Source organism: Halostella pelagica, from assembly GCF_004762015.1.
GTDB lineage: Archaea > Halobacteriota > Halobacteria > Halobacteriales > Natronoarchaeaceae > Halostella > Halostella pelagica.
This window is the reverse complement of sequence record NZ_SJES01000003.1, coordinates 88,349-112,935: the sequence shown is the minus strand read 5'-3', so window position 1 is coordinate 112,935 and position 24,587 is coordinate 88,349. Positions and strand designations below refer to the sequence as shown.

General features: G+C 64.2%; 23 protein-coding genes and 1 pseudogene. 16 read left to right on the top strand and 8 right to left on the bottom strand.

From position 1 onward, the window contains the following. Window positions 1-33 precede the first annotated feature (33 nt). Window positions 34-1,140, top strand: a complete 1,107-nt coding sequence (locus EYW42_RS08705; protein ID WP_135534880.1) for a DUF373 family protein — start codon at window positions 34-36, stop codon at window positions 1,138-1,140. A 31-nt stretch (window positions 1,141-1,171) separates the two neighbouring features. Here the strand turns inward: EYW42_RS08705 and EYW42_RS08700 are convergent, their stop codons facing one another. Next, window positions 1,172-2,014 (bottom strand): polyprenyl synthetase family protein, encoded by an 843-nt coding sequence (locus EYW42_RS08700; protein ID WP_135534879.1) that lies wholly within the window; start codon window positions 2,012-2,014, stop codon window positions 1,172-1,174. A 155-nt stretch (window positions 2,015-2,169) separates the two neighbouring features. Here EYW42_RS08700 and EYW42_RS08695 point away from each other — a divergent pair, with 155 nt between their 5' ends. Both EYW42_RS08695 and EYW42_RS08690 read left to right on the top strand, forming a co-directional pair. Then, complete coding sequence (locus EYW42_RS08695) at window positions 2,170-3,405, top strand: FAD-dependent oxidoreductase (protein WP_135534878.1); 1,236 nt, start codon at window positions 2,170-2,172, stop codon at window positions 3,403-3,405. A 105-nt stretch (window positions 3,406-3,510) separates the two neighbouring features. Continuing rightward, window positions 3,511-4,446 (top strand): hypothetical protein, encoded by a 936-nt coding sequence (locus EYW42_RS08690; protein WP_135534877.1) that lies wholly within the window; start codon window positions 3,511-3,513, stop codon window positions 4,444-4,446. Between the two features lie 426 nt (window positions 4,447-4,872). Here EYW42_RS08690 and EYW42_RS08685 read toward each other — a convergent pair whose 3' ends face one another. The 3 genes from EYW42_RS08685 to EYW42_RS08675 form a co-directional block, all read right to left on the bottom strand. Beyond that, the gene (locus EYW42_RS08685) at window positions 4,873-5,832 is read right to left on the bottom strand and encodes an electron transfer flavoprotein subunit alpha/FixB family protein (RefSeq protein WP_135534876.1); all 960 of its coding nucleotides are present in this window, start codon (window positions 5,830-5,832) and stop codon (window positions 4,873-4,875) included. Then, window positions 5,829-6,620, bottom strand: a complete 792-nt coding sequence (locus EYW42_RS08680) for an electron transfer flavoprotein subunit beta/FixA family protein (protein WP_135534875.1) — start codon at window positions 6,618-6,620, stop codon at window positions 5,829-5,831. The genes EYW42_RS08685 and EYW42_RS08680 overlap by 4 nt, the downstream gene beginning before the upstream one ends. Window positions 6,621-6,729: 109 nt before the next feature. Further along, on the bottom strand, window positions 6,730-7,884 hold the full coding sequence (locus EYW42_RS08675) for a helix-turn-helix transcriptional regulator (RefSeq protein ID WP_202613852.1): 1,155 nt from the start codon (window positions 7,882-7,884) through the stop codon (window positions 6,730-6,732). Window positions 7,885-8,075: 191 nt separating this feature from the next. Between EYW42_RS08675 and EYW42_RS08670 the strand changes: the two genes are divergently transcribed. Continuing rightward, entirely contained in the window at window positions 8,076-9,308 is a 1,233-nt protein-coding gene (locus tag EYW42_RS08670) for a DUF7096 domain-containing protein (RefSeq protein ID WP_135534874.1), read from the top strand. Window positions 9,309-9,341: 33 nt separating this feature from the next. After that, window positions 9,342-9,800, top strand: a complete 459-nt coding sequence (locus tag EYW42_RS08665; RefSeq protein ID WP_202613851.1) for a type IV pilin N-terminal domain-containing protein — start codon at window positions 9,342-9,344, stop codon at window positions 9,798-9,800. A gap of 40 nt (window positions 9,801-9,840) precedes the next feature. Here EYW42_RS08665 and EYW42_RS08660 read toward each other — a convergent pair whose 3' ends face one another. After that, on the bottom strand, window positions 9,841-10,464 hold the full coding sequence (locus EYW42_RS08660; protein ID WP_135534873.1) for a methyltransferase domain-containing protein: 624 nt from the start codon (window positions 10,462-10,464) through the stop codon (window positions 9,841-9,843). A gap of 120 nt (window positions 10,465-10,584) precedes the next feature. On the opposite strand from EYW42_RS08660, the gene ahaH reads away from it, so the two are divergent. The 10 genes from ahaH (at window position 10,585) to EYW42_RS08610 (ending at window position 20,156) form a co-directional block, all read left to right on the top strand. After that, window positions 10,585-10,917 (top strand): ATP synthase archaeal subunit H, encoded by a 333-nt coding sequence (ahaH, locus tag EYW42_RS08655; protein WP_135534872.1) that lies wholly within the window; start codon window positions 10,585-10,587, stop codon window positions 10,915-10,917. Beyond that, window positions 10,904-13,126 (top strand): V-type ATP synthase subunit I, encoded by a 2,223-nt coding sequence (locus tag EYW42_RS08650; RefSeq protein WP_135534871.1) that lies wholly within the window; start codon window positions 10,904-10,906, stop codon window positions 13,124-13,126. Before ahaH ends, EYW42_RS08650 begins: the two co-directional genes overlap by 14 nt. Before the next feature lie 267 nt (window positions 13,127-13,393). Continuing rightward, on the top strand, window positions 13,394-13,681 hold the full coding sequence (locus tag EYW42_RS08645) for a hypothetical protein (RefSeq protein WP_135534870.1): 288 nt from the start codon (window positions 13,394-13,396) through the stop codon (window positions 13,679-13,681). Window positions 13,682-13,702: 21 nt separating this feature from the next. Further along, window positions 13,703-14,287 (top strand): V-type ATP synthase subunit E, encoded by a 585-nt coding sequence (locus EYW42_RS08640; RefSeq protein WP_135534869.1) that lies wholly within the window; start codon window positions 13,703-13,705, stop codon window positions 14,285-14,287. 55 nt (window positions 14,288-14,342) lie between these two features. Further along, a complete protein-coding gene (locus EYW42_RS08635; RefSeq protein WP_135534868.1) occupies window positions 14,343-15,389 on the top strand; it encodes a V-type ATP synthase subunit C in 1,047 nt (348 codons plus the stop codon). Continuing rightward, window positions 15,386-15,709, top strand: coding sequence for a V-type ATP synthase subunit F (locus EYW42_RS08630; RefSeq protein ID WP_135534867.1), 324 nt, complete (start codon window positions 15,386-15,388; stop codon window positions 15,707-15,709). The genes EYW42_RS08635 and EYW42_RS08630 overlap by 4 nt, the downstream gene beginning before the upstream one ends. Window positions 15,710-15,716: 7 nt before the next feature. Beyond that, complete coding sequence (locus EYW42_RS08625) at window positions 15,717-17,474, top strand: ATP synthase subunit A (RefSeq protein WP_135534866.1); 1,758 nt, start codon at window positions 15,717-15,719, stop codon at window positions 17,472-17,474. Further along, window positions 17,474-18,901 carry an ATP synthase subunit B gene (locus EYW42_RS08620; RefSeq protein ID WP_135534865.1) on the top strand — a complete coding sequence of 476 codons (1,428 nt, stop codon included), beginning with the start codon at window positions 17,474-17,476 and terminating at the stop codon, window positions 18,899-18,901. The genes EYW42_RS08625 and EYW42_RS08620 overlap by 1 nt, the downstream gene beginning before the upstream one ends. A 135-nt stretch (window positions 18,902-19,036) precedes the next feature. After that, window positions 19,037-19,729, top strand: coding sequence for a V-type ATP synthase subunit D (locus EYW42_RS08615; protein ID WP_135534864.1), 693 nt, complete (start codon window positions 19,037-19,039; stop codon window positions 19,727-19,729). 40 nt (window positions 19,730-19,769) lie between these two features. Then, entirely contained in the window at window positions 19,770-20,156 is a 387-nt protein-coding gene (locus tag EYW42_RS08610) for a DUF6276 family protein (protein WP_135534863.1), read from the top strand. On the opposite strand, the gene EYW42_RS08605 is transcribed toward EYW42_RS08610, so the two are convergent. The 3 genes from EYW42_RS08605 to prf1 form a co-directional block, all read right to left on the bottom strand. Then, window positions 20,151-20,936 (bottom strand): helix-turn-helix transcriptional regulator, encoded by a 786-nt coding sequence (locus EYW42_RS08605; RefSeq protein WP_135534862.1) that lies wholly within the window; start codon window positions 20,934-20,936, stop codon window positions 20,151-20,153. The two genes, EYW42_RS08610 and EYW42_RS08605, sit on opposite strands and share 6 nt — an antisense overlap. 29 nt (window positions 20,937-20,965) lie before the next feature. After that, window positions 20,966-21,784 (bottom strand): helix-turn-helix transcriptional regulator, encoded by an 819-nt coding sequence (locus EYW42_RS08600; protein ID WP_135534861.1) that lies wholly within the window; start codon window positions 21,782-21,784, stop codon window positions 20,966-20,968. A gap of 146 nt (window positions 21,785-21,930) precedes the next feature. After that, window positions 21,931-23,184: a peptide chain release factor aRF-1 gene (prf1, locus tag EYW42_RS08595; RefSeq protein ID WP_135534860.1), complete on the bottom strand. Its 1,254-nt coding sequence runs from the start codon at window positions 23,182-23,184 to the stop codon at window positions 21,931-21,933. Window positions 23,185-23,480: 296 nt separating this feature from the next. Between prf1 and EYW42_RS20525 the strand changes: the two are divergent. Continuing rightward, window positions 23,481-24,356, top strand: a pseudogene (locus EYW42_RS20525) (MinD/ParA family ATP-binding protein); the annotation flags it as partial. Window positions 24,357-24,587 lie beyond the last annotated feature (231 nt).

The window sequence follows — 24,587 nt, the reverse complement described above, 5'->3', positions numbered from 1 at the left end:
AGCAAATAAGCGCAAGCCGTGAACTGTCACCCGATGCTGTTGGTGCTCTGTGTCGACCTGGACGACGACATCGGTCGAAAGACCACCGTCGGAACCCCGGTCGTCGGTCGAGATCCGGTCGAGGAGGCCGCAGTCGCCCTCGCCACGACCGACCCGGAGGACAGCGACGTCAACGTGCTGTTCCAGGGGTTACACATCGCCGAGGAGATAACCGACGAAGAGGTCGAAGTCGCTGCCGTGACGGGCAACGACGGCGGCGACGTGAGCGCCAACCGCGAGGTCGGCGAGGAGGTCGACGAGGTGCTCGCCAGTCTGCGTACCGGCGAGGGCGTCACGGCGCTCGTGGTCACCGACGGTGCGCAGGACGAGAGCGTCGTCCCGGTGATCCGCTCTCGGGTCACGATCGACGGCGTCAGACGCGTCGTCGTCCGGCAGGCCCAGGACCTGGAGTCCGTCTACTACACGATGAAGCAGGTGCTGAACGACCCCGAAACGCGCGGGACGGTGCTCGTACCGCTCGGGATCCTGCTGTTGATCTATCCGCTCGCGGTCATCGCCAGCATGCTGGAACTCCCCGGCGGTGCCGTGTTCGGAATCGTGTCTGCGATGCTCGGACTCTACTTCCTCTCTCGTGGACTCGGTATCGCGGAGACGCTCGACACGCTCGTCGGTCGGGCGCGAAACAGCCTCTACGCGGGCCGAGTGACGATCATCACCTACCTCGTCGCCGCCGTGTTACTCGTTATCGGCGGCGTCGACGGTCTGAACCAGCTCGAAGCGACGCAGATGGAGACGAACGGGACGCTCGGGGCGATCGAAGTAGCCGCCGCGCTCGTCCACGGCTCCGTCCAGTGGTTTGCGGCCGCCGGAATCACCACGAGTCTCGGCCAGATCACCGACGAGTACCTCGCCGACCGTCTGGAGTGGCGATACCTGAACGCGCCGTTTTACGTGCTCTCTATCGCAATCGTGTTAGACGCCGTCAGCGCATTTTTCCTCGATATGGCGGGCCTTTCCGTCCTCGCGGCCGCGCTGACGGGCGGGACGCTGCTCGGACTCGTGAGTACGCTCGTGTTCGCTATCATGGAGTCTCGGTTCCCCCAGGACGCGGAGGCAGACCGCGACGGCGAACCGGTCTGACGGCGGCGCGTGACTCGTCAGTGCCTCGCGGTTACCGCTCGCGAACGACAACGAACTTCGCCAGATCACGCAGATACTCCTCCGCTTGCGTGTCCGTCGTATCCACGCGCTCTAACGCGGCGAGCGCTTGGTCCGCTTCGTGTCGGGCGCGTTCGTTGGCTCCGTCCGGCGTCAGGTCCGTCACCTGAACGACCGAGGGGCGGTCCATCTCCGCGTCGAGACCGGTCGGTTTCCCCAGTTCCTCGGCGTCAGCCGTCGCGTCCAGTACGTCGTCCCGGATCTGGAACGCGACGCCGACGCGCTCGGCGTACTCGCCGAACGCCTCGACTGTGAACGCGTCAGCGTCGGCGGCTACCGCGCCGAGTTCGGCCGCGGCACGAAACAGTGCGCCCGTCTTCCGGCGGGCCAGTTCCATGTACTCGGATTCGGACTCGGGTTTCGCCACGAGTTCCGTCGCTTCGCCCTCTCCGAGTTCGACCATCGCCTCGGCGACGATCTGCATCGCCTGCGGGTTCGGGGAAAACAGGTCGAACGCCTCTCCGAGTAGCCCGTCGCTAGAGATAATCGCTGGTCCGTAGCCGTACTTGGCCCAGGCGCTGTCGACGCCGCGGCGGACGTCCGACCGGTCGATGATGTCGTCGACGACGAGCGAGGCGTTGTGGACGAGTTCCACGCCCACGCCGAAGTCGACGGCGTCCTCGGCCTCGCCGCTTGCGGCCTCACAGGCGAGCAGCGTCACCATCGGTCGAACCCGCTTGCCGCCGGACAGCGCCACGTGGCGAACCTCGTCTTCGAGCTCCGCCGGCTCGACGCCGTCGATGACGGCCGTGAGCCGATCTTCGATGAGCGACTGTCGACGCTCGAGAAACTCCATTACTGCGGCGTTAGGACCGGTCCCGCAAGTACGTGACGGAATCGCGTGTTGCCGGCGTCCGCCGGCGCGCGGGGCGTCCCGTCGCCGTCGCGCTCGATCACGTCGCCGTCTTTCTGTGGCCGCCCACTCTTGTCGCTGGCGTCCGTACGACGGCTATGGACAGTTCACACGCGCTCGTGGTCGGCGGCGGCGGCACCGGCGTCGGAACCGCCCGGGACCTCGCGATGCGCGGCGTCGACGTGACGCTGGTCGACCGCGGCGGCCTCGGGAGCGGGACGACCGGCCGGTCGCACGGCCTCCTCCACAGCGGCGCGCGCTACGCGGAGAACGACCCGAGCGGGGCCAGTGAGTGCATCCGGGAAAACCGAATCTTGCGGGACATCGCCGGGCACTGCATCGGGTGCGACTGCGGCTACTTCGTGCAACTGACTGACGACGACCCGGCGTACTTCGACGAGAAACTCTCCGCCTGTCGCGACCTGAACGTCCCCGCCGAGGTGCGTACGCCCGACGAAGTCGGGGACGAGGTGCCGGACCTGACCGACGACGCCGAGCGCATCATGGTGGTTCCGGACGGCGTGATCTACCCGTCGCGGCTCGTCGCGGCCACGGCGGCGAGCGCCCGCGAGCACGGTGCGACGATCCGACCGAACGCCCCGGTGCGGGATCTACTGGTCGAAAACGACGCCGTCGTCGGAGCGCGCGTCGAGACTGACGACGGCGAGGAGACGATCCGCGCGGACCACGTCGTCAACGCCGCCGGCGCGTGGGCCGGAGAGATCGCTGACATGGCGGCCGTCGACGTATCGATGCGCCCGGCGAAGGGCGTGATGGTCGCCGTCGACTACCCGGACCTACCGGTCGTCCTGAACCGCTGTCGTCCGCCCGCCGACGGCGACATCGTGGTCCCCCACGAGGGCGAGGTCGTCCTCGGCACGACGAGCGTCGCCGTGGACGACCCCGACGAGTTCGACGAGGAGCGCTGGGAGGTAGAGCGCTGTATCGAGGAGTGCGCCCGGATGCTCCCGCCGGTTGCCGACGCCGCCGTCGAACGGACGTACTGGGGGGTCAGACCGCTGTACGGCCCGGACGAGGACGAACGCGAGGGCGAACGCGGCATCTCTCGGGGGTTTTTCGTCCTCGACCACGCCGACCGCGACGGTCTGGACGGGCTCACCACGGTCGTCGGCGGTAAACTCACGACTCACCGCCTCATGGCCGAGGCCGTGGCGGACCACGTCTGCGGTCGGTTCGGTGTCGACGTACCGTGTCGTACCCCGGACGAACCGCTGTACGGCGCTGGGGATCCCGGTGCAGTTCAGGACGCGATCCGCGAATTCCACGCGCTCTCACCGGCTGACGAGGACGCACAGCGGTCGTCGAGCCACTGATCGACTGAAAAAAGCGCTTTCGACGGTCACCGGCCGTGGTGGCTGGTCGACCCGACGTTCACTTGACCGAACCAGGTCGGCGACAGTTACGACGCGTCAGTACTGGTGCTGGCCGCCGTGTTGGCCCTGCTGACTCCGTCGGCCCTGCTGCTGTCTTCGCTTGTGGGTCTGACCGCTCTGGTGACTCTGCTGGCCCTGCTGCTGACTACCTCGCTGTCCCTGCTGGCGCTGTTCGTGCTGCTGTCCGCCGCGGCGCTGCTGACCGCTCTGGCGTCCCTGTCGCTGTCCCTGCTGGCGCTGTTCGTGCTGCTGTCCGCCGCGGCGCTGCTGACCGCTCTGGCGTCCCTGTCGCTGTCCCATTCGTCCGCCCTGCTGAGCGCCACGATGTTGTTGGCCGCCCTGCTGGTGCTGTTGTCCGTGCTGCTGCCCCATCTGTCCGCGCTGACTCTGCTGGCGCTGTCCGTGCTGCTGTCCGCCGCGTCGCTGCTGACTCTGTTGGCCAGTCTGACTGCGCCGACCTTGCTGACCGCCGCGCTGGCGACCGCCCTGCTGGTGTTGGCCGTGCTGCTGGCCCTGCCGGCCTTGGCCCATCTGTCCTCGCTGACCCTGCTGATGCTGGCCACCTTGCTGACGCCGCTGGCCCTGCTGTCCGCGCTGATGACCGGCCTGGCCCTGCTGGCTACCGCGTTGCCGGCCGCCGCTCTGTTGATGCTGCTGGCTCTGTCGCCCCTGTCGCTGACTCGTTCGGCCGCCACCCTGCTGGTGCTGCTGTCCTCGCTGTTGGTCGTGCTGGCGTCCCTGGCCCATCTGGCTTCTCCGCTGGCTCTGTTGACCGCGCTGGTGCTGCCCGCCCTGCTGGTGCTGACTGCCCTGTTGACCGTGTTGCTGTCCGCCACGCTGGCTCTGGCGGCCCTGCTGGGAACCACTCTGTGTCCCTTGGAACTGTCCCTGCTCGTCTCGCTGCTGTTTCTCTGCGGAGTGTCGGCCGCCTCGCTGTCGACCCTGGTTTTGTCGTGCCATAGCAGTCGTGGTCGACGGTAGGTTCCCGGATTAACCGGGACGGTCGTTCACCGTTGTTCCAACTGAAAGTATCACGATTGCGTGAACAGTAACGCGAACGAATAGGCCAGAGTTTGGTCAAACGCCCGCGGTAGATAACCCTTTCCAGTAAAATGGGTAGAATGCTATCGGTAGCGTCCCGTTACTCCGGACACTGTTCGACGAGTTTCGAGACCGCGGTTCAACGAGACGGACGGAATGCGTCGTTTCGTCGCGCCGCTGTCCGTTGAATTCCCCGGTTAGCGCCGGCTCCGTGCGCGACTGCCGTTTTTAACAGTAGGTTTCTGTAGTGAGTGAACTGAACGGGGAAACTAGACGGGGAAAACCCGGCTAAAAACACTACCGGGTCGAGTTCCCGACGAGTTGATAGCGAAGAGAGCCGCTCGGTCCCATCGCTTCTCCGCGGACTTACCCGCCGAACTCCTCGATCAGCGCCGGCACCACGTCGAACAGGTCATCGACGACGCCGTAGTCCGCCAGGTCGAAGATAGGCGCGTTGGGGTCCGTGTTGATTGCGATGATGGTGTCGCTCCCTTTCATTCCGGCGACGTGCTGGACGGCGCCCGAGATACCGATGGCGATGTACACATCGGGAGTAACGACCTTCCCGGACTGGCCGACCTGCCGGTTCGCCGGCAGCCAGTCGTTGTCGACGATCGGTCGCGACGAGGAGACAGTGGCGTCCAGCGCGTCGGCGAGGTCGAAGATGAGGTCGAGGTTCTCCTCCTCCTCGATACCGCGGCCGACGCTGACGAGAACGTCCGCGTCGCTGATGTCGACGTCGCCGCCGCCGGCCTCCTCGAAGCCAGTCACGGTCGACCGCACCGCGGATTCGTCGATGTCGGCGTCGAAAGATTCGACTGCGGCGTCGCCGCCGTCCTCGGTCGCGGGCCACTCGCCGCCGCGGATGGTGACCGCGGCCCGGCCGGTGTCCAGTTCCGTCGTCGTCTCGACTTTCGAGCCGTACATCTCCCGGGTGGCGACGAGGCTCTCGTCGCCGCCGTCCAGATCGATGACGTCCGTCACGACCGGAAGGTCGAGCGCGTTCGCCGCGGCGGGGACGTAGTCCAGGGCGTTGACGCTGTTCGGTGTGAGGAGATAGCCGGCGTCGACGGCGTCGAACAGTTGCGTGACTGCCTGGTGGTACACGTCGTGGTTGAACTCCTCCCCGTAGTCGACCGTGTGGACCCGGTCGACGCCCTCGCGGTTCAGACGCTCCGCGAACTCGTCGGTATCGCCGCTTATCACGGCGACGTGAAGCTCTCCGCCGGCTTCGTCGGCGAGTTCGCGGCCGGCCGTGATCGCCTCGTAGCTCACGTCGCGCAGGTCGCCGCGGCGGTGTTCCGCGACGGCGAGAACGTTCGTCATTGGCTCACCCCCTTCTCGCGGAGAACGTCACCGAGTTGTGCGGCCTCCTCCTCGGGACTTCCCTCGAAGTACGTCGCGTCGCTTTCGGTCTCCGGTTCGTACATCCCGGTCAACGCCAGGTCGCTCTCGACGTCGGCCGGGGACAGGCCGAGGTCGTCGAGGTCCATCGGGGCGATCTCCTTGCTCTGGGCCTGCCGGATGCCGCGCAGGCTGGCGTACCGCGGTTCGTTGATACCAGTCTGGATCGTCAGTACCGCGGGGGTTTCCACGTCAGTCACCTCGTCGACGCCGCCTTCGAGTTCGCGGTGAACGTGCGCGACGCTCTCGTCCGCGTCGAAGTCGAGGTGGTTGACGACTGCGGCCCACTCGAAGTCGATGGCGTCCGCGAGCGCTACGCCCGTCGCGCCGAAGGCGTCGTCGCCAGCCTGAACGCCGGAGAGGATCAGGTCGGGGTCCTCCTCCTCGACGACGGCGCGCAGGAGTTGTACTTTCGCGCCCACGTCCAGCAGGTCCGCCTCTGCGAGTGCCTCGTCCCAGACGCGGACGGCACGGTCCGCGCCTTTCGCAAGCGCCATGCGGATCGTCTCGTCGCTGCGCTCGGGGCCGATGGTGACGGTCACCACCTCCACGTCGTCTACGTTTTCGCTTATCTGGACGCCCTCTTCGATCGCGTAGTCGTCCCACTCGTTCAAATCGTAGTCGAGGTACTGCGATCCGATCTCGGTCCCCTCGATCTCGAAGTCGTCCTGAACCTCGGCGACCTCCTTTACCGTTACGAGAACCTTCATCGTCGGAGTGGTTCTACCCTCTGTGAGATAAACGTTTTCGAAACGCAAGAGTACGAAGACGGTGTTTCTGGAACGAGTGCCTGACAAGGTCGGCGACTCACTCGTTCTGTCAGTTCAGGTCGCCGATGTCCTCGTCCGGGAGCGTAATGAGGTTCTCGCGGCCGATCCGCAGTTTGTCTACCTGGTCGTCCTCGTCCATCGACGAGAGCAGTTGGGACACTTTCGCGTTGGACCATCCCGTCTCCTTGACGATATTGGCCTGTTTCATCCGTCCCCCGTTCGCTTCCAGCAGGCGGGTGACTCGCTCCTCGTCGGAGAGGAGAGACTCGTCTATTTCGTCGTCGTTCTCGGCGTCGTCTGTCCCCGTGTCGTCTGTCGGTGCTGTCGACGGTTCGGTCGACTCGTCGGACTGGTCGGGCGGGGCCACGGTCGTTCTGGAGATGGCCCCGCCACTGCTGTCAGCGGTTTGTCGGCGTGCGAGGAGGTAGCCGCCGGTGCCGACTGCGATGACGAGAGTGAAGATACCGACGCCGATGAGCGTCATCGGGAGCGGGTCGTTTTCTTCGCCGAGCGGAGTCGAGGTGCCGGGATCGTTCTGGGCGGAGTAGACGATAGGCGTGTCGTCCGGTGTGAAATCGTGGGGGCCGTCCCACTGGAAGGTACCGCTCTCGTGCGCTCGCGGGGCCGTCGAGGCGTAGTACCCGTCCGGCGCATCGATTATAAGCCGCTGCCTCTCGGTGAGTGAGGGAAGCCACCGCCCCGATGTCCCGTTGAAGGCGTCTCCGACGACCAGTCGGTCACCGTCGTTCTCGACCTCCGCGAAGTTGGTCCAGGTGAAGTGGATGGTGATGATCCCGGTTTCGTTGTCGATCCGTCCCGTGTACTCGGTGTCTCGGATGGCCATCTCGCGGCCCGTTGCATCTTCTGACTCGTTGACGAAGCGCTGGAACTCACGCTCCCTGATAGGCGGGCGTTCCTCACCGGAAACGACGGCGTCGATCGTATCGCGGAACGCTTCAGTCTCGTTTTCGTCGTGGAGGTGCTGTCGGAACTCGACGGACCAGCGGGCGTCACCGGAGTCCGTGACGTTGATCCGGATCACTTGCCCCGGTTCGGCGGCGTGGGTAGCCGGTTGGATGTCGGACCCGGTGGGAGAAGGGGACCCACCGGTCCCGCCAGACACAGCAACGGCTACCCCCGTACCGACGGGAGCGAGGATCAAAGAGATGAGGAGGGCGTATGAAACGGCGGCGCGTAACCGCATACATCCCCGGTGGTATCTCTGGAGGCAAAATGTTTTCTATCGGTCGATAAAACGTCAGACGCGGCTTTGAATGGTTTCCGGCGCGCTCATAGTGTCGTTAAGCGGCTTAACAACACCCCCCGAATCGGGACAACTGGATCTTTCTCCGAACGCCGACCGGTTTTTGTATCAGTAGCATGTAGGTGCCCTCGATGAAGCGATTGACGACCGTCGCCCTGGTCCTCCTCCTCGCCGTCCCGGGACAGGTTGCCGGTGTTCCTCCCACCGACACCGCGCCCCCAGGAGAACAGGTAGTTGGTCCCGATGATCGACCGGCAGTCGAGACGCTGTCTCAGGACGAAAACGAGGCTGGCAACACAACGAGTAGATTGAGTCCCACCGGAAACGTCGTCTCGTCGCACGTTTCCTCCGGGACTGACATGTCACAGGTGCTAACAGAGGCGGACAACCGGATGGAGTTGCGATTCCGAAACAGAACGTTCCAAAGACAGTTCTCGAAGGCGAGTTCGGCAGCTAGCCGGTCCGCAGTCGCCAGTGCGATGCTCGACGATATCGAACGGCGGACTGAACAGCTGAAGTCGGAAGAACGCAGCGCGGTTCGAGCATACGTCAACGGTTCGATATCCGAGAGCGACCTGCTCCGGACGCTGGCTAGCGTCCACGCCCGCTCTCAGACGCTCGACGACACACTGACCAACCACGAGCAACTGGAGTCGTCGCTTTTGGACTACTCCGAGAGCGACCGTCGGTCCACCATCGCTGACGAACTCGAAATGCTCCGCTCTCCCGTCAGACAGCGACTCAACCAGGTGTACGACGGGTCCGCGGACCAGCGGAGTACCGTAACGTACGTCGTCGCCTCTTCGAACGGCGTCGTCGTCGAATCTATCGCAGACGGCGAGTACCTGCGCGAGGCCGTTCGCTTCGACAACACCAACGCAAACACGTCCGACACCTTCGATGGCGACACGTCCGCGCTACACGAGTACACGCAGACCGAACTCTACCCGTGGTCGTTCTCTAACAACCCGTCTATCAGTTTCGGTGGCATCAGTGAAAGCCGGTACCGACTCTCGATCGGACACTCACAGGGGACTGTCTCGGCCTACATCGACGGCAACACGCGCGAGGTGTTCCGCGAATCACAGCGCCTCCGACTCGTGGAACTCCCGCACTCTGGGTCCTTGACGACGACCAAAGACGGCCTGAACCTGACGATAAACAAAACGCCGAACAACGGTCCGATGCGGTTCAACCTCACCACTACTGATGGTGACCCGGTCAACGGCGTCGTTGAAATAAACGGGAAGAAGGTCGGCCGGACCGGCACTGATGGGGTGTTGTGGACGCTACAGCCACGCTCGTACTACCTCGTCAGCGTCTCCACGGAGACGACGACGATAAACGCGACCGTCAGTTCGTAGCGTTTTTCAGCGAAGCCGCGGCGACGACTCGCTGTGACCGACCGTGCCATCGCCCCAGTCCTCGCTACTGCGTCTCTCCTTGCGATTACCGTCGTTCTCGGAAGCACAGTTGCCCTGCTGGCTATCGGCGCGCCGGCCGACCCCACGCCGACCGCGTCGATTTCCGTCGGCGCTGACGCGGCGGACGACCGGATCGTACTCGAACACCACGGCGGCGACGTACTCGACGTCAGCGAGATCCGACTCCGAGTCACTGTCGACGGCACGCCGCTCGACGAGCAGCCGCCGGTCCCGTTTTTCGCGGCGGACGGGTTCCGCGGCGGGCCGACCGGACCGTTCAACCCAAAAGGAGGCACTACCTGGAGCGCGGGCGATGCGGCGGCGTTCCGAGTTGCGAGTACGAACGCACCCGGTATCGACGACGGCGACCGGGTCCGCGTGGAAGTGTATGCGAACGGCGGACTGGTCGGGTCGGCGACGGCGACAGCGTGAGCCGTAGCCGTGGAAACAGTGCGATCCGTAGCCGCGGAACTTACTCGGGAGCGCGTGCCGCGGTCGTGATAGCAACGTCGGGGTCGTAGCTCGGACCCATCAGTCGGTGTTCGACGGATTCGAATCCGGCCTCGTGGAACATCCGGTCGGCCTCCTCGGCGTCGTAAAAGAGCATGATGCTGTCGGCGATCCGTTGCATGATGCTGCTGTCCGGCGAGTTCGGCCCGACGACGAGCACCTGCCCGCCGGGTTTTACGACGCGGCGGAACTCCCGAAGCGCCCGCACGGGGTGTGGCCAGTACTCGATGGATCCCGACGACCAGATCACGTCGAAGCTGTCCGTCTTGAACGGTAGACGCTCGGCGTCGCCGCGGTAGAACCGCACCGGACCGTCGGTTTTGCCGAACTTCGCCCACGCTTTCTCCATCTGGTGGACGCTCTGGTCTAACCCATGGACTTCGTCGACGTGGTCGAGTAATCCTGCGGTTCCGAACCCGGTTCCACAGCCCACGTCGAGGACGCGGTCGTCAGGGTCGAGGTCGAGCATCCCGAGCGCTTCCGTGCGCATCTCTTCGTTCCAGATGAACGTGTTCACCGGGTCGTACACCTTCGAGAGGTATTTGTAGAATAATCGCGCGCGAGCCTTGTTCTCGAGGATACCCATCGTTCTGACGTTTGGTCGCGGCGCAAATAATTCTGCTGTTCCGGCCGGACGCGGTCCAGTTCTCGGGTCCCTTTCGCAACTACCTTATAGACGCTTCTGCAAGTCACGCCTGCTAATAGTATGCCGAGGCCAGAGGTTCTCGAACGAATACAGGACGTCGAACAGGAGGCGGACGAAATCGTCGCGCTGGCCGAGGAAGAGCGCGAGGAGCGCGTCGCCGAGGCGCGCGAGGAAGCAGAGGAGATCCGTCAGGAAGCAGAGGCCGAGGCGCGTGAGCTACGCGAACAGCGACTCGAGGAAGCCCGCGAGGAGAACGAAGCGAAGCGGGAGCAGATCCTCGAAGAAGGCGCTACAGAGCGCGATGAGCTCGTCGAACGCGCCGAATTCAGAAAGGACGAGGTGATAGAACATATCGTCGATACGTTCAAGGAGGCGGTGCATGCTCAGACCTGAACGAATGAGCAAGGTGTCCGTGACGGGGTCGAAGGCCGTCATGGACGAAGTCATCGAGGCGACGTTCGACCTGAACCTCCTCGACTTGAGCGACTACGACGGCTCCTGGGAGGGCTTCGACAACGGCGACCCGATCGAGGGTGCCGACGAGGCCTCCGAGAAGCTGATCACGGTCCGTTCGCTCGAAAGCATTCTCGGCGTCGACGAGGCCGACGCCGGGCCGAGCCGGATCGTCACCGACGAGGCGCTCGACTCGGAACTCGAGGACATCCGCAGCGAGGCGAACGACCTCGACGACCGCCTCGACGACATCGACGCCGAACTCCGAACCGTCGAAGAGGAGATAGCGTCGGTCGAACCGTTCGTCGATCTGGGTATCGACCTGGATCTCCTCACGGGCTACGACACCCTCGAGGTCGCGGTCGGCGAGGGTGACAGAGCGCAGATCGAGGAAGCGCTCTCCGCCGCCGAGGGGATCGACGCTTACGAGACGTTCACCGGCGATTCCGTCGTCGCCGTCTTCGCGTATCCGAGCGAGCGGAACTCGGCGGAGTCGGACGACGTTCTCGACGATGCGCTGGTTGGCGTCGACTTCGCGTACGTCGAAGTGCCGGACGCCGAAGGCAGTCCCGAGGAGTACGTCGACGAACTCCGCCACGAACGGCAACAACTGGAGTCCCAGCGCAACACCGTCGAGGACGAACTCGAGGAACTCCGGATCGACGCGGCGGGCTTTCTGCTCGCCGCCGAGGAGAAACTCACTATCGAGGTCCAGAAGTCGGAAGCGCCGCTACAGTTCGCCACGACCGCGAACAGCTTCATCGCCGAGGGATGGATCCCGACTGAGCGCTACGACGACTTGGAAGGCGCACTCGAAACGGCCGTCGGCGACCGCGTCGAGGTCGAGGAGCTAGAACGCGCCAAATACGATGAGGGTCGTCCGACCCACTCCGAACCCGTTTCGGAGCCCGGCGACGAGGCTCAGCCGGGCGACGGCGCACAGGCCGTGACGGACGGCGGCAGCGCCGTTACCGTCAACGACGAACCGCCGGTCATCCAGAAGAACAACAAGGCCGCAGAGCCCTTCGAGTTCCTCCTCAAGATGATAAACCGGCCGAAGTACACGGAACTCGACCCCACGATCGTCTTGTTTCTGACGTTCCCGGCGTTCTTCGGGTTCATGATCGGGGACCTCGGGTACGGACTGCTCTATCTCGGCGTCGGCTATCTGTTGTACAGCCGCTTAGACGAGGCCGTCTTCCGCAGTCTCGGCGCTATCGGAATGTGGCTCGGCGGGTTCACAATGTTGTTCGGCGTCCTCTACGGTGAGGTGTTCGGACTACACGTACTCGGCGAGATCCTGTTCAACGGTCATCCGCCGATGCATAAGGGGCTCCAGCCGCACTTCGCCGCCTACGGCCGTGCCTGGCTGCTCGTGAGCGTCCTGCTCGGCTTGCTCCACCTGACTCTGGGGTACGTGTTCGGGTTCGTCAACGACCTCGACCACGGATTCGTCGACGCTTACCTGGAGAAAGGATCCTGGGCGACGCTGATGATCGGCGTATGGGTCTGGATCTTTAGCCGGCACGCTCGCGGTCCGAAACCGGACTTCCTGTTCGAGGTGCTCAACGAGGGCGATCAGGCCGCGTACGCGCTTGGTTTCAACGGGTTGCCCGCCGAGATCGGCCTTTCCGTCGGATTGCCGATCGCCGCGGTCGGCTTCCTGACGATGGTGTACGGCGAAATCAAGCACTTCGGGGTTGCCATCGGTAGTCTCGTCGGCTTCCTCGAGAGCTTCAGCGTGCTCGGTGACGTGCTATCGTATCTCCGGATCGGCGCGGTTATCCTGGCGAAGGCGGGGATGGCGTTCGTCGTCAACCTCCTCTTCTTCGGCGTGTACGTCGTCGACGGCGAGTGGCACTTCGCGACGAGTCACGCGCCGCAGTACTACGTCGAACACGGATACCACGGTCACGAAGTGAGCGAAGTCATGTTCGGGGGTCTGCTCCACGGCGGCGTAGGGTCGGTGATCGCCGGCGTGCTCATCTTCGTCCTCGGTCACATCGTCGTCCTACTGCTCGGCGTGACGAGCGCCGGCCTGCAGGGGATTCGTCTCGAGTACGTCGAGTTCTTCGACAAGTTCTACGATGGCGGCGGTCGCGTGTTCAAACCGTTCGGGTACGACCGCGAACACACCGCCGAGGACTGACAGCCGCGTCCTCAGTCGGGGAATCCCTGACGTCTCGGTTTTTATTCACCACGCTGATGCCGCACGTTTTCTACTGGAACGGTATCGTCTAAACTGTTGGAACGGTCATCCACACCGGGAGCCAAAAATCGAAACTATAATGTCTCTGGAAAACCCCTCGCTGGGGGGTTGAGACCGCCGTATCTGCCGGTTTCGTTTGGGAAGTTTTATGAACACTGGCGGGTGAAGTACGGCTTGTTCGGTCGCAACTACGAGGTATACGCAAACATGATTGAGAACTCCCTTGACGTCGCACTTGCAGCGGAACAATTCAGCAACATAATCCTGCAGGAAGGAGGCCTTCAGGGCAACGCAAAGCCCGGTATTACCACGGACGGTGCCACCGCGATCGGCATCGGTCTGGCTGCCATCGGTGCAGGATACGCGGAGCGCGGTATCGGTGCCGCGGCCGTTGGTGCCCTCGCCGAGGACTCGATCTCTACCGGTATCGGGATCGTCATGACGGTCCTGCCGGAGACACTGGTCATCTTCGCGCTGGTCGCACTCTTCGTCTAACCGCAGTCCCATTTTCTCACAATGAGTTTGGACACAGTCGTTGAGGACATCCGAGACGAAGCCCGCGCGCGTGCGGAGGAAATTCGCGCACAGGGTGAAGAGCGCGCTGCGGAGATACTATCCGAGGCGGAGGAAGACGCCGAGGAGACGCTCGCCGAAGCCGAGGAGGCGGTCGAAACCGAGATCGCCCAAGAGCGCGAGCAGCAACTCTCCAGCGCGAAACTCGAGGCCAAACAGCAGCGGCTCGAAGCGCGTCGGGACCTCCTCGAAGAGGTCCGCGAGGCGGTCGAGGCGGAGCTCGCGGCCCTCGACGGCGACGAGCGCGAAGAACTGACGCGAAACCTGCTTTCCGCTGCGTCGGTCGAGTTCGACGAGGGCGACGACGTGCTCGTCTACGCTCGACCCGAAGACGAGGCGCTGCTGAGCGACGTGCTTGAGGACTACGACGGCTACGAGTACGCCGGCGAGGTCGACTGCCTCGGCGGCGTCGTCGTCGAGAGCGACGAGAGCAGAGTTCGCGTCAACAACACGTTCGATTCTGTGCTGGAGGACGTGTGGGAGGACAATCTGAAGGAAATCAGTTCCCGCCTGTTCGAGGAGCAATGACCGAAGTCATCGCAACTCGTATCGCCGGACTCCCGTCCGTCGTGGGGTGGTTCGCGTGAGCGCCACCGGGTCGAACCCCGAGTACGTGAACTCCCGCGTCCGGGCCCGCCGGGCGAAGCTGTTTGACGACGAGGACTACCGAAAGCTGGTCCGCATGGGGCCGAGCGAGATCGCTCGGTTCATGGAGGAAACCGAGTACGAGTCGGAGGTCAACGCCCTGGGTTCGCGCCACAGCGGCGTCGACCTCATCGAGTACGCACTGACCCGAAACATGGCGAAGCACTTCGACGACCTGCTTCGCTGGTCGGGCGGCGAGATGTACGACCGGATCGCGAGTTACCTCCGGAAGTTCGACGCCTGGAACGCGAAGACGACGTTCCGCGGACTCTACTCCGGCGCGAGCGCCGAGGAGATAGAGACGGACTACATCCGTGCCGGGGAGTTCGACGACCGCTTTCTCGAACGCCTGGCGAACGCCGGAACCATCGAGGACGCCGTCGAACTGCTCGACGGGACGCTGTTCGGTGAATCGCTGCCGGCGGCCTTCGAGGAGTACGAGGAGACCGGCGTGCTGGTGCCGCTCGAAAACGCGGTCGACCGCGCGTTCTACGAGAACCTGCTCGGCGGCGTCAGCGGCTCGGACGAGCCGACGAAGCTGTACGTCGAGTTCCTGCAGGCCGAGATAGACTTCCGGAACGCGCGGAACGCGCTCCGACTCGCCCGGAGCGGGGCCGACATGGACCCTTCGGAGTACTACATCGAGGGTGGAGAGCTGTTCACCCCGAACGAACTCGTTCGGCTGGTCGGCAACCGCGACCAACTCGTCACTCACATCCGCGACAGCAAGTACGGCGACGAGCTATCGAACGCCTTAGACGAACTGGAAACCGCCGACAGCCTCATCGGGTTCGAGCACGCTCTTGATCGTGCGTTGCTAGAGTACTCCCGAGGGCTATCGAGTCGCTTCCCGATCTCGATCTGCCCGGTGCTCGGATACGTTCTCGCGAAAGAGCGCGAAGTCGAGAACATCCGCGCCGTGGCACGAGGGAAGGAGGCGGGACTCTCCGAGGAGGAGATAAACGAGGAGCTGGTGATCGTATGAGCCAGGAGATCGCAGTCGTCGGCAGTCCCGAGTTCACGACCGGCTTCCGGCTCGCCGGCGTCCGTGAGTTCGAGAACGTCCCGGACGACCGGAAGGCAGAGGAACTGGACGAGGCAGTCGAGCGCGTCCTGACCGACGAGAACATCGGTATCGTCGTGATGCACAACGACGACATCGAGTATCTCTCGCGGGGCGTCCGCAACGACGTAGAGACGAGCGTCGAACCGACCGTCGTGATGCTCGGCGGCGGTGCCGGGAGTGGCGGACTGCGCGACAAGATCAAGCGTGCGATCGGTATCGACCTGATGGAGGAAGACTAACACAATCATGAGTCAAGCAACAGACACAGACGTCAGCGAGGACGGCGTCATCGACAGCGTGAGCGGTCCCGTCGTGACCGCCGCGGACCTCGACGCTCGGATGAACGACGTGGTGTACGTCGGTTCGGAAGGGCTGATGGGAGAGGTCATCGAGATCGAAGGCAACGTAACGACCATCCAGGTGTACGAGGAGACGTCCGGGGTTTCCCCGGGCGAACCCGTCGAGAACACGGGAGAACCGCTCTCGGTCGACCTCGGCCCGGGGATGCTGGACTCTATCTACGACGGCGTCCAGCGCCCGCTCGCAGTCCTGGAAGACAAGATGGGTGCGTTCCTGGACCGCGGCGTCGACGCGCCCGGTATCGACCTGGAGCGGACCTGGGAGTTCGAACCCACCGTCGCGGAGGGTGACGAGGTAAGCGCCGGCGACATCGTCGGCACCGTGCCGGAGACCGAGAGCATCGAGCACAAGGTCATGGTTCCGCCGGATTACGAGGGCGGCGAAGTCGTCGCCGCCGACTCGGGGAACTTCACCGTCGAGGAGACGGTCGTCGAACTCGATTCAGGCGAGGAGATCCAGATGCACCAGGAGTGGCCGGTCCGCGAGGCCCGCCCCTCCGTCGACAAGCAGTCGCCGACCAAGCCGCTGGTGACGGGCCAGCGCGTCCAGGACGGCCTGTTCCCGCTCGCGAAAGGCGGGACGGCGGCGATTCCGGGTCCGTTCGGGTCCGGGAAGACCGTCACCCAGCAGCAACTTGCCAAGTGGTCCGACGCCGACATCGTCGTCTACATTGGCTGCGGCGAGCGCGGTAACGAGATGACCGAGGTCATCGACGACTTCCCGGAACTGGAAGACCCCAAGACCGGGAAGCCGCTGATGTCCCGAACCTGTCTCATCGCTAATACGTCGAACATGCCCGTCGCGGCCCGCGAATCCTGTGTGTACACCGGGATCACCATCGCGGAGTTCTACCGCGACATGGGCTACGACGTCGCGCTGATGGCCGACTCCACCTCGCGGTGGGCCGAGGCCATGCGCGAGATCTCCTCGCGACTGGAGGAGATGCCCGGCGAAGAGGGCTACCCGGCGTATCTGGCCGCGCGGCTCTCGGAGTTCTACGAGCGCGCCGGCCTGTTCGAGAACCTGAACGGGACGGAGGGGTCCGTCTCCGTCGTCGGAGCGGTTTCCCCGCCCGGCGGCGACTTCTCGGAGCCGGTCACACAGAACACGCTCCGTATCGTGAAGACGTTCTGGGCGCTCGACGCCGACCTCGCGGAACGGCGTCACTTCCCGGCGATAAACTGGAACGACTCCTACTCGCTGTACAAGGAGCAACTCGACCCCTGGTTCCGGGAGAACGTCGCTCAGGACTGGCCCGAGGTGCGCCAGTGGGCGGTCGACGTGCTGGACGAAGAGTCCGAACTCGAAGAGATCGTCCAACTCGTCGGCAAGGACGCCCTGCCCGAGGACCAGCAGCTCACCCTGGAGGTCGCTCGCTACATCCGCGAGTCGTTCCTCCAGCAGAACGCGCTGCACGACGTGGACACGTTCTGCTCCCCGGACAAGTCCTACCAGATCCTCCAGGCGATCAAGACGTTCAACGACGAGGCGTTCGAGGCGCTCGACGCCGGCGTGCCCGTCGACGAGATCACGGCCATCGAGGCCGCTCCACGTCTGAACCGCATCGGAACGACCGAGGAGTACGAGTCGTTCATCGATGAGATAGAAGCAGACATGACCGACGAACTACGGGAACTCTACTAATGAAAGAATACAAGACAATCACCGAGATCAGCGGACCGCTGGTCTTCGCCGAGGTGGACGAACCCATCGGATACGACGAGATCGTCGAGATCGAAACGCCGAACGGCGACATCAAGCGCGGTCAGGTGCTCGAATCCAGCGAAGGCATCGTCTCCATTCAGGTGTTCGAGGGGACCGAGGGTATCGACCGCAAGTCCTCGGTTCGCTTCCTCGACGAGACGATGAAGATGCCCGTCACGGAGGACCTGCTGGGTCGCGTCCTCGACGGCTCCGGTAACCCCATCGACGGCGGTCCGGACATCGTTCCGGACGAGCGCCGCGACATCGTCGGCGCGGCGATCAACCCGTACGCCCGCGAGTATCCCGAGGAGTTCATCCAGACGGGCGTCTCCGGAATCGACGGCATGAACACGCTCGTCCGCGGCCAGAAGCTCCCGATCTTCTCCGGGTCTGGCCTGCCGCACAACGAGCTTGCACTCCAGATCGCCCGTCAGGCGACCGTGCCGGAAGAAGACGAGGAAGCCGAGGACGACGAGGAAGGAAGCGAGTTCGCGGTCATCTTCGGCGCGATGGGTATCACCGCCGAGGAGGCCAACGAGTTCATGGACGACTTCGAGCGCACCGGCGCGCTGGAGCGCTCCGTCGTCTTCATGAACCTCGCGGACGACCCCGCAGTCGAGCGGACGGTCACGCCGCGACTGGCCCTGACCACCGCCGAGTACCTCGCGTTCGACAAGGGGTATCACGTGCTGGTCATCCTGACCGACATGACCAACTACTGCGAGGCGCTGCGCGAGATCGGTGCGGCGCGCGAGGAGGTCCCGGGCCGACGTGGCTACCCCGGGTACATGTACACTGACCTTGCCCAGCTGTACGAACGGGCCGGCCGCATCAAGGGCCGCGAGGGCTCCGTCACGCAGATCCCGATCCTGACGATGCCCGGCGACGACGACACGCACCCGATCCCGGACCTGACCGGGTACATCACGGAGGGGCAGATCATGATGGACCGCGACCTGAACAGCCAGGGCGTCCAGCCGCCGATCAACGTCCTGCCGAGCCTGTCGCGCCTGATGGACGACGGTATCGGCGAGGGCCTCACCCGCGCCGACCACGGCGACGTCTCCGACCAGATGTACGCCGCGTACGCGGAGGGCGAGGACCTGCGCGACCTGGTGAACATCGTCGGCCGCGAGGCGCTGTCCGAGCGCGACAACAAGTACCTCGACTTCGCCGACCGCTTCGAGGAGGAGTTCATCCAACAGGGGTACGACACGAACCGCAGTATCGACGACACGCTGGAGATCGGTTGGGACCTGCTCTCGACGCTCCCGAAGACGGAACTCAACCGCATCGACGAGGAGCTCATCGAGGAGAACTACCGCGAAGCGGAAGACGCAGAAACCGCCCAAGTCGAGGCGGAGTAACGTTCCAGTCGGCCGTTTTTCGCTGTCGGGAACAGGGAGACCGGGATGACACTATATTTCTGTCGCCGAAGTGCCGGTGCGTTATCGGCGAGACTGTAAACAGTTATCCGTGCGGGCGCGCAAACCAAACCCAAGATGGCCAAGGACGTCAAACCCACTCGCAAGGAGTTGATGCAGATCGAGGACCGCATCGAACTCTCCGAGCGGGGCCACGACACGCTGGAGCAAAAGCGCGACGGCCTCATCATGGAGTTCATGGATATCCTGGACCAGGCCCAGGACGTCCGGGAGAACGTCGAGGGGAACTACGAGACGGCCCAGAAGAAGATCGACATGGCTCGCGCCATGGAGGGCGACGTCTCGGTTCGCGGTGCCGCCGCGGCGCTGAAAGAACACCCTGAGATCACGACGGAATCGCACAACATCATGGGCGTCGTCGTCCCGCAGATCGAATCGAGCAAGGTCCAGAAGAGCCTCGACGAGCGCGGGTACGGCGTCGTCGGCACCAGCGCCCGGATCGACGAGGCCGCCGAGGCGTACGAGGAACTCCTCGACTCGATCATCCTCGCGGCCGAGGTCGAGACCGCGATGAAGAAGATGTTAGACGAGATCGAGAAGACGAAGCGCCGCGTCAACGCTCTGGAGTTCAAGCTACTGCCCGAACTGTACACCAACCAGGAGTACATCGAACAGAAACTCGAAGAGCAGGAACGCGAAGAGATCTTCCGCATGAAGAAGATCAAGGCGAAAAAAGAGGAAGAGGAGGCGGAGGACCGCGCCGCCGAGGAGGCCGAGGCCGAACAAGACCGTCTCACAGCCGACGACTAACCCGGCGTAGTTTTTACGCTTTCTCTCGTCTCTTTCCCATATGGACTGTCCCGACTGCGGAGCGCCGGCCGTCTCGTTCGCCGTCCCGCCGGACCTGCGTGAGTGTGTCCCCGAGAGCGCAACTGCCGCGGCGCTGTGTACGGGCTGTCTGCGACTTCACCCGGCCGAAGACCCCGACTCCGATCCCGACTTCGGCTCGGTAAGCGACGGGTTTCCCCAGGGAAACGCCGCAGTGCCGATGGCGCTACTCGTCGGACTGCTCTCGTCGCTCGCACTCTACAGCGAGGAGATAGCGACGCTCGTCGGGCGCGTCGAAGCCGCCGGCACCGACCCGCTGCTCGTGCTCGACCGCCTGGCGGCAGCCCCGGATATCGATCCCGCCGTCGACATCGAGCGCCGACGGCGGCAGTTAGAACAGACCCTATGAGAACGCGGGCGAGAGGTCGACAGCGTCGCGGCGGTAGGTCTGATACACGTCCCACGCCCACGTCGCCGCCTCGGGCGTATCGTTACTGAGCACGCCGCAGAGAGTGCCGTCGTCGCCGTACGTGATCACGCGAACTCGCCAGCCTTCGGGCGTCTCTCCGAGGACCATGCCGAACGGGAGGTCGCCCGTCGAAAGCGGGGTGAACCCGTTCCGAACCATCGTCCGAACCTCCTCGCCCACCGACGGAAGCAACTGCACGGCGAGGGAGTCGCCGAAAACGATCTCCGCGTCGGCACCGCGGTCGGTGACGGCCTCCGCCAGACGGTCCATCGAGCCCCGTCGGGTGACAAGCGGCGCGAATCCGTATATCTGCGTGGCCTCGGCCAATAGCTCGTCGACCGCGGAAAGCGGCCGATACCGCGTTGCCTGCGTCGCTTCTGCGACGGCGGCGTCGCGAACGACGCGCCCGTCTATCGGCGCGCTCGCGGGCACGGGTTTGAGCACCTCGGCAGCGGCACGAAGGTCGGCGGTTACCGACAGTATCGCCTCGGTGAGCGACACCGCGAGGTTCCCGGCGGCGGACAACCGGAACCCTCGCGGTTCGCGCTCGACCAGCCCCTCGGACTGGAGTTCGCGGATCGCTCGGTCGACAGTCGACCGGGAGACGTCCAGCGTCTCGACGAGGGCGCGCTTCTCGCGAGGTCCGGCCCGCAGCGAGACGAGGAACTCGTGACGGGTACACAGGGTCTGTACGACCCCAGAAATATCGTCACGGTTCATATACCAGTACTGGTACTCACAGGGGGTTGTTATGTGTAGTGGCCGTCGGCGTCGTCGCGTGTTTCGGGCGGAGGGAGCTCAGTCGCCGCCGCTCGGTGGTTTCGGTACACCTTCTCGGCCCACGCGATGGCCGCAGCCGAATCGTTGATAACGACGCCGCGGAGCTCCGACTCCGGGCCGGACACGACGAGAAAGGCGTGTGAGGTCCCGGAGTCGCGGACGATACCGAGGCTGTACGGGAGCTCTGCAGTCGCGTACATCGCGAACTGATCGCTCTCCATCGCTTCCCGGATCGGATCCGCACGCGACGTACGGATCTGCTCGGCCACCGACACCTCGAACACGATTTCGGCGTCGAGGCCGTCGTCGACCACCGCTTTCGTGATACGGTCGAAGCTCTCCGGTCGGGCCACCGCCGTCGAGAGGCTCCGGAACGTCTCGGCGGCGGTGACGAGATCGGTGACACGTTCGATAGGTCTGTACGGAGTCGGCGGTTCCGAGACGTGGATATCACTGCCACGGATCATAGCGTGGCTCACTGTCGCCGACGGCGGAAGTGCCGAAAGCAGCGGCTGAGCGCCAACCGCCTCGGTTAGCGTCGTCCGGAACTCGCGGTACAGCTCAGCGACCGTACGACCGGTCGCCGACGCGGTGAACCCACCCTCGGAACGCGTGACGAAACCCGCGCTTTCGAGTTCCCGAAGCGAGCGGTTTACCGTCGACCGGGAGATATCGAGTTCCTCGACGAGCGTCTCTTTTCCGGCGGTCGTCCCGTCGAGGTACTGTAACACGTCGATACGCCGCGTAACGAGATCGACGACGCCCTCCATCGTGTCCATCTCGGTCATCTGATCTATCCGGTTGTTCTCGCTTTACGTATATATACTCCGGGCCTTGTCAGAACGTATCACTCGACGTAGCAGTTGCACTCTCAGCGGAGGGAGCGATAACGGGAACTTCGATCCGGAGAGTACAGCGAGAGAGGACAGACCGATTAGACGCCGGTAGAGTACCTCAGCAGGCCGGCGACGCCACCGAAGGCGTCGTATAGCTGTTCGCCTTTCTCGAAGTCGGTCGAGATGAACTTCGTCTCGGTGCCGCGCTGTTCGGCGATGTCGATGAGGTGGTCGATCGCGTCCTCGCGTTCGCCATCCTCGGCGGGGACTTCCTCGCCGCACTCCGAGCAGGTGTGGTTGGGCGTGTCCTTGCGGCGGTCGATGACTGTCCGTTCCTCGTGACCGTTAGGGCACTCGTAGGTAACGACGTCCTCCCGAAGGTCTTCACTGATGAGGAGCGTCTCGACGGACCCCATGATGAGGTTCTGCCGGGTCTGATCGAAGCCGTAGGTGGCCTCGTCGCCGGCGTGGAGTTCCTTGAAGAAATCCTGCATCAGGTTCTTGTCCTTCATCACCTCGGCGTCGGCGAGCGCTTCCTCCGCGGCGTCGACCAGGTCGTAGAGCCCGGACTCGTCGGTGTAGGAGACGTCGAACTTCCCGAGTACCGAGTCCCCGAGTTCGTGGTGGAGATAGTCGCCGTCTAGGAACTCGTCTTTGGTCGGCGAGGGACCGCCGACGAGGATGCCATCGAGTTCGTGGCGCTTTTCGACGAACAGGTCGTTCGCCATCCCGGCGACTTCCTGATAGAAGTTGTCGATGGCTTCGAGGCGGAGGCGGGCGAATCGCTGGGCGGACTGGCCACCTTTGCGCTGTTTGCCCGGCACGAGCGAGGAGGCGGACTTGACGGGTTCGACGCGCTTGCCCCGGAGCCACCCGACGTTCGCCTCGCGGCGGTCGAGGACGATGAGGCCGTAGAGGCCCTTGTCCGCGAGCATGTCCTCTAACGGTTCGGTCAGGAACTCCGAGTCACAGTGGTAGCGGAAGGACTCGATCTCCATCGGCGGACTCTCCAGCACCTTCGTGATCATGTCGGTCTGGCCGCCGCCGGAGTCGACCGCCCCGGAGAAGATGACGATACCGTTTTCGGGCGGAAAGGTGTCGAAGTAGCGGAGACGCGACTTGATCGAAGAGAGGGCGTCCTGGACGTTCGTCCGGGTCTGCTTGGACTTGATGTTGCTTGCTTCGCTGTGTTCCTGCGTGACGTGCGCGACGACGGAACTGATCTGCTTGTCGTCCGGGATGTAGATGGTGACGAGTTGCGTCCCCGACCCCTCGTACTCCTTCAGGTCCTCGATGACCTTCCGGAACTCGTATTTCTTCCGGTCGGACTGCTCGCTCTCCTGCTGGCTCATTGTCCATTTTACGGCCCGGAGTGGCTAAGTATCCTTTGTCTTCCCAGGGGCGATAGGTCGGACGGCCGGCGGGTCGGCCGCCGTGGACTGCTGCGAGCCCATGGGACCGTCCGCTCCGCAACCTCTCGGCCGGGTGGCGGACCGAGGGAGAGCGTTCCCAGGCCAGAAGGCCGAAAGCCGCTGCGGGCGAGTGACGTTTCCCGCTGAAATGAGATAGGGTTGACATTTTCGCCGGTCTCGTTTCCGGAGGTTACGATTTATAAAGCTCCCGCTACACATTCGGGATATTGACTAATATGTCTCACAAGACGGTTTACGCTATCGCGAGCGGGAAGGGGGGTGTCGGGAAAACGACGACGACCGTGAACCTGGGTACGGCACTGGCCGGCGCCGGCCACACCGTCGCCGTGGTCGACGCGGACCTGGGGATGGCGAACCTCGCCGGATTCGTCAGTCTCTCTCCGGACTCGACGACGCTGCACGAGGTACTCGCCGGCGAGGCGTCCGTCGAAGAAGCGACGTACGAACTCGCCGACAACATCGCTGCGGTCCCGAGCGGCGGCGACCTAGAGAGTTACGCGGGCGTCGACGCGACCGAACTCGGTGCTGTCGTCGACCGCCTCCGTGAGGAGTTCGACTACGTCCTGTTAGACGTCGGCGCGGGAGTGAGCCACGAGACGGTGCTTCCCCTGGGCCTTGCGGACGCCGTTTTCCTCGTTTCGACGCCCGACCCGGCCGCCGTTCGCGACGCGGAGAAGACGGTAGACCTGACCGACCGCGCCGACGGACACGTCGCCGGTCTCGTTTTGACCCGGGCGCGGGACGACCGGGGCATCGACTTCGAGGCCATCGCGTCGAAACTCGGCGTCCCCCTGCTCGGAACCATCCCGGAAGACGACGCGGTTCACGAGGCCATCTACTCCGGGACACCGGTCGTCGTCGACGCGCCCGAAAGCCCCGCAGGGGTCGCGTACCGCGGCCTCGCCGACCGGATCGACGGCACCGGAGACGCCGTGCCGGCAGACGGCGCTCCTGCGGGCGACGGTGCCGACGCGACCGACCCCGTGGAGTCGGGAGCCGAAGCGGACGCCGCCTCTTCTACCGAGGGTACGACTTCAGACGAAGGAACCGACGAGAGCGGCGGTAACACGGGAAACGAGACGGCTGACGCCGCCGGAACCGAACCGTCGGACGCCGCCGATACGGGTACGGCTGAGACGGACGCGTCCGCGGACCGCGACGCGTCGGTATCGGCAGAGACGTCCGACAGTCCGCCGAAGTCACCCGCGGACGACGCGGCCGACGACGTCGTTGCTGACGATAACTCGGTCGACAGCGAGACGGCCGGCGAGGATACCGTCGACGGCGACGCACCCGCCGAGGGGGAAACCCCCGACGGCTCG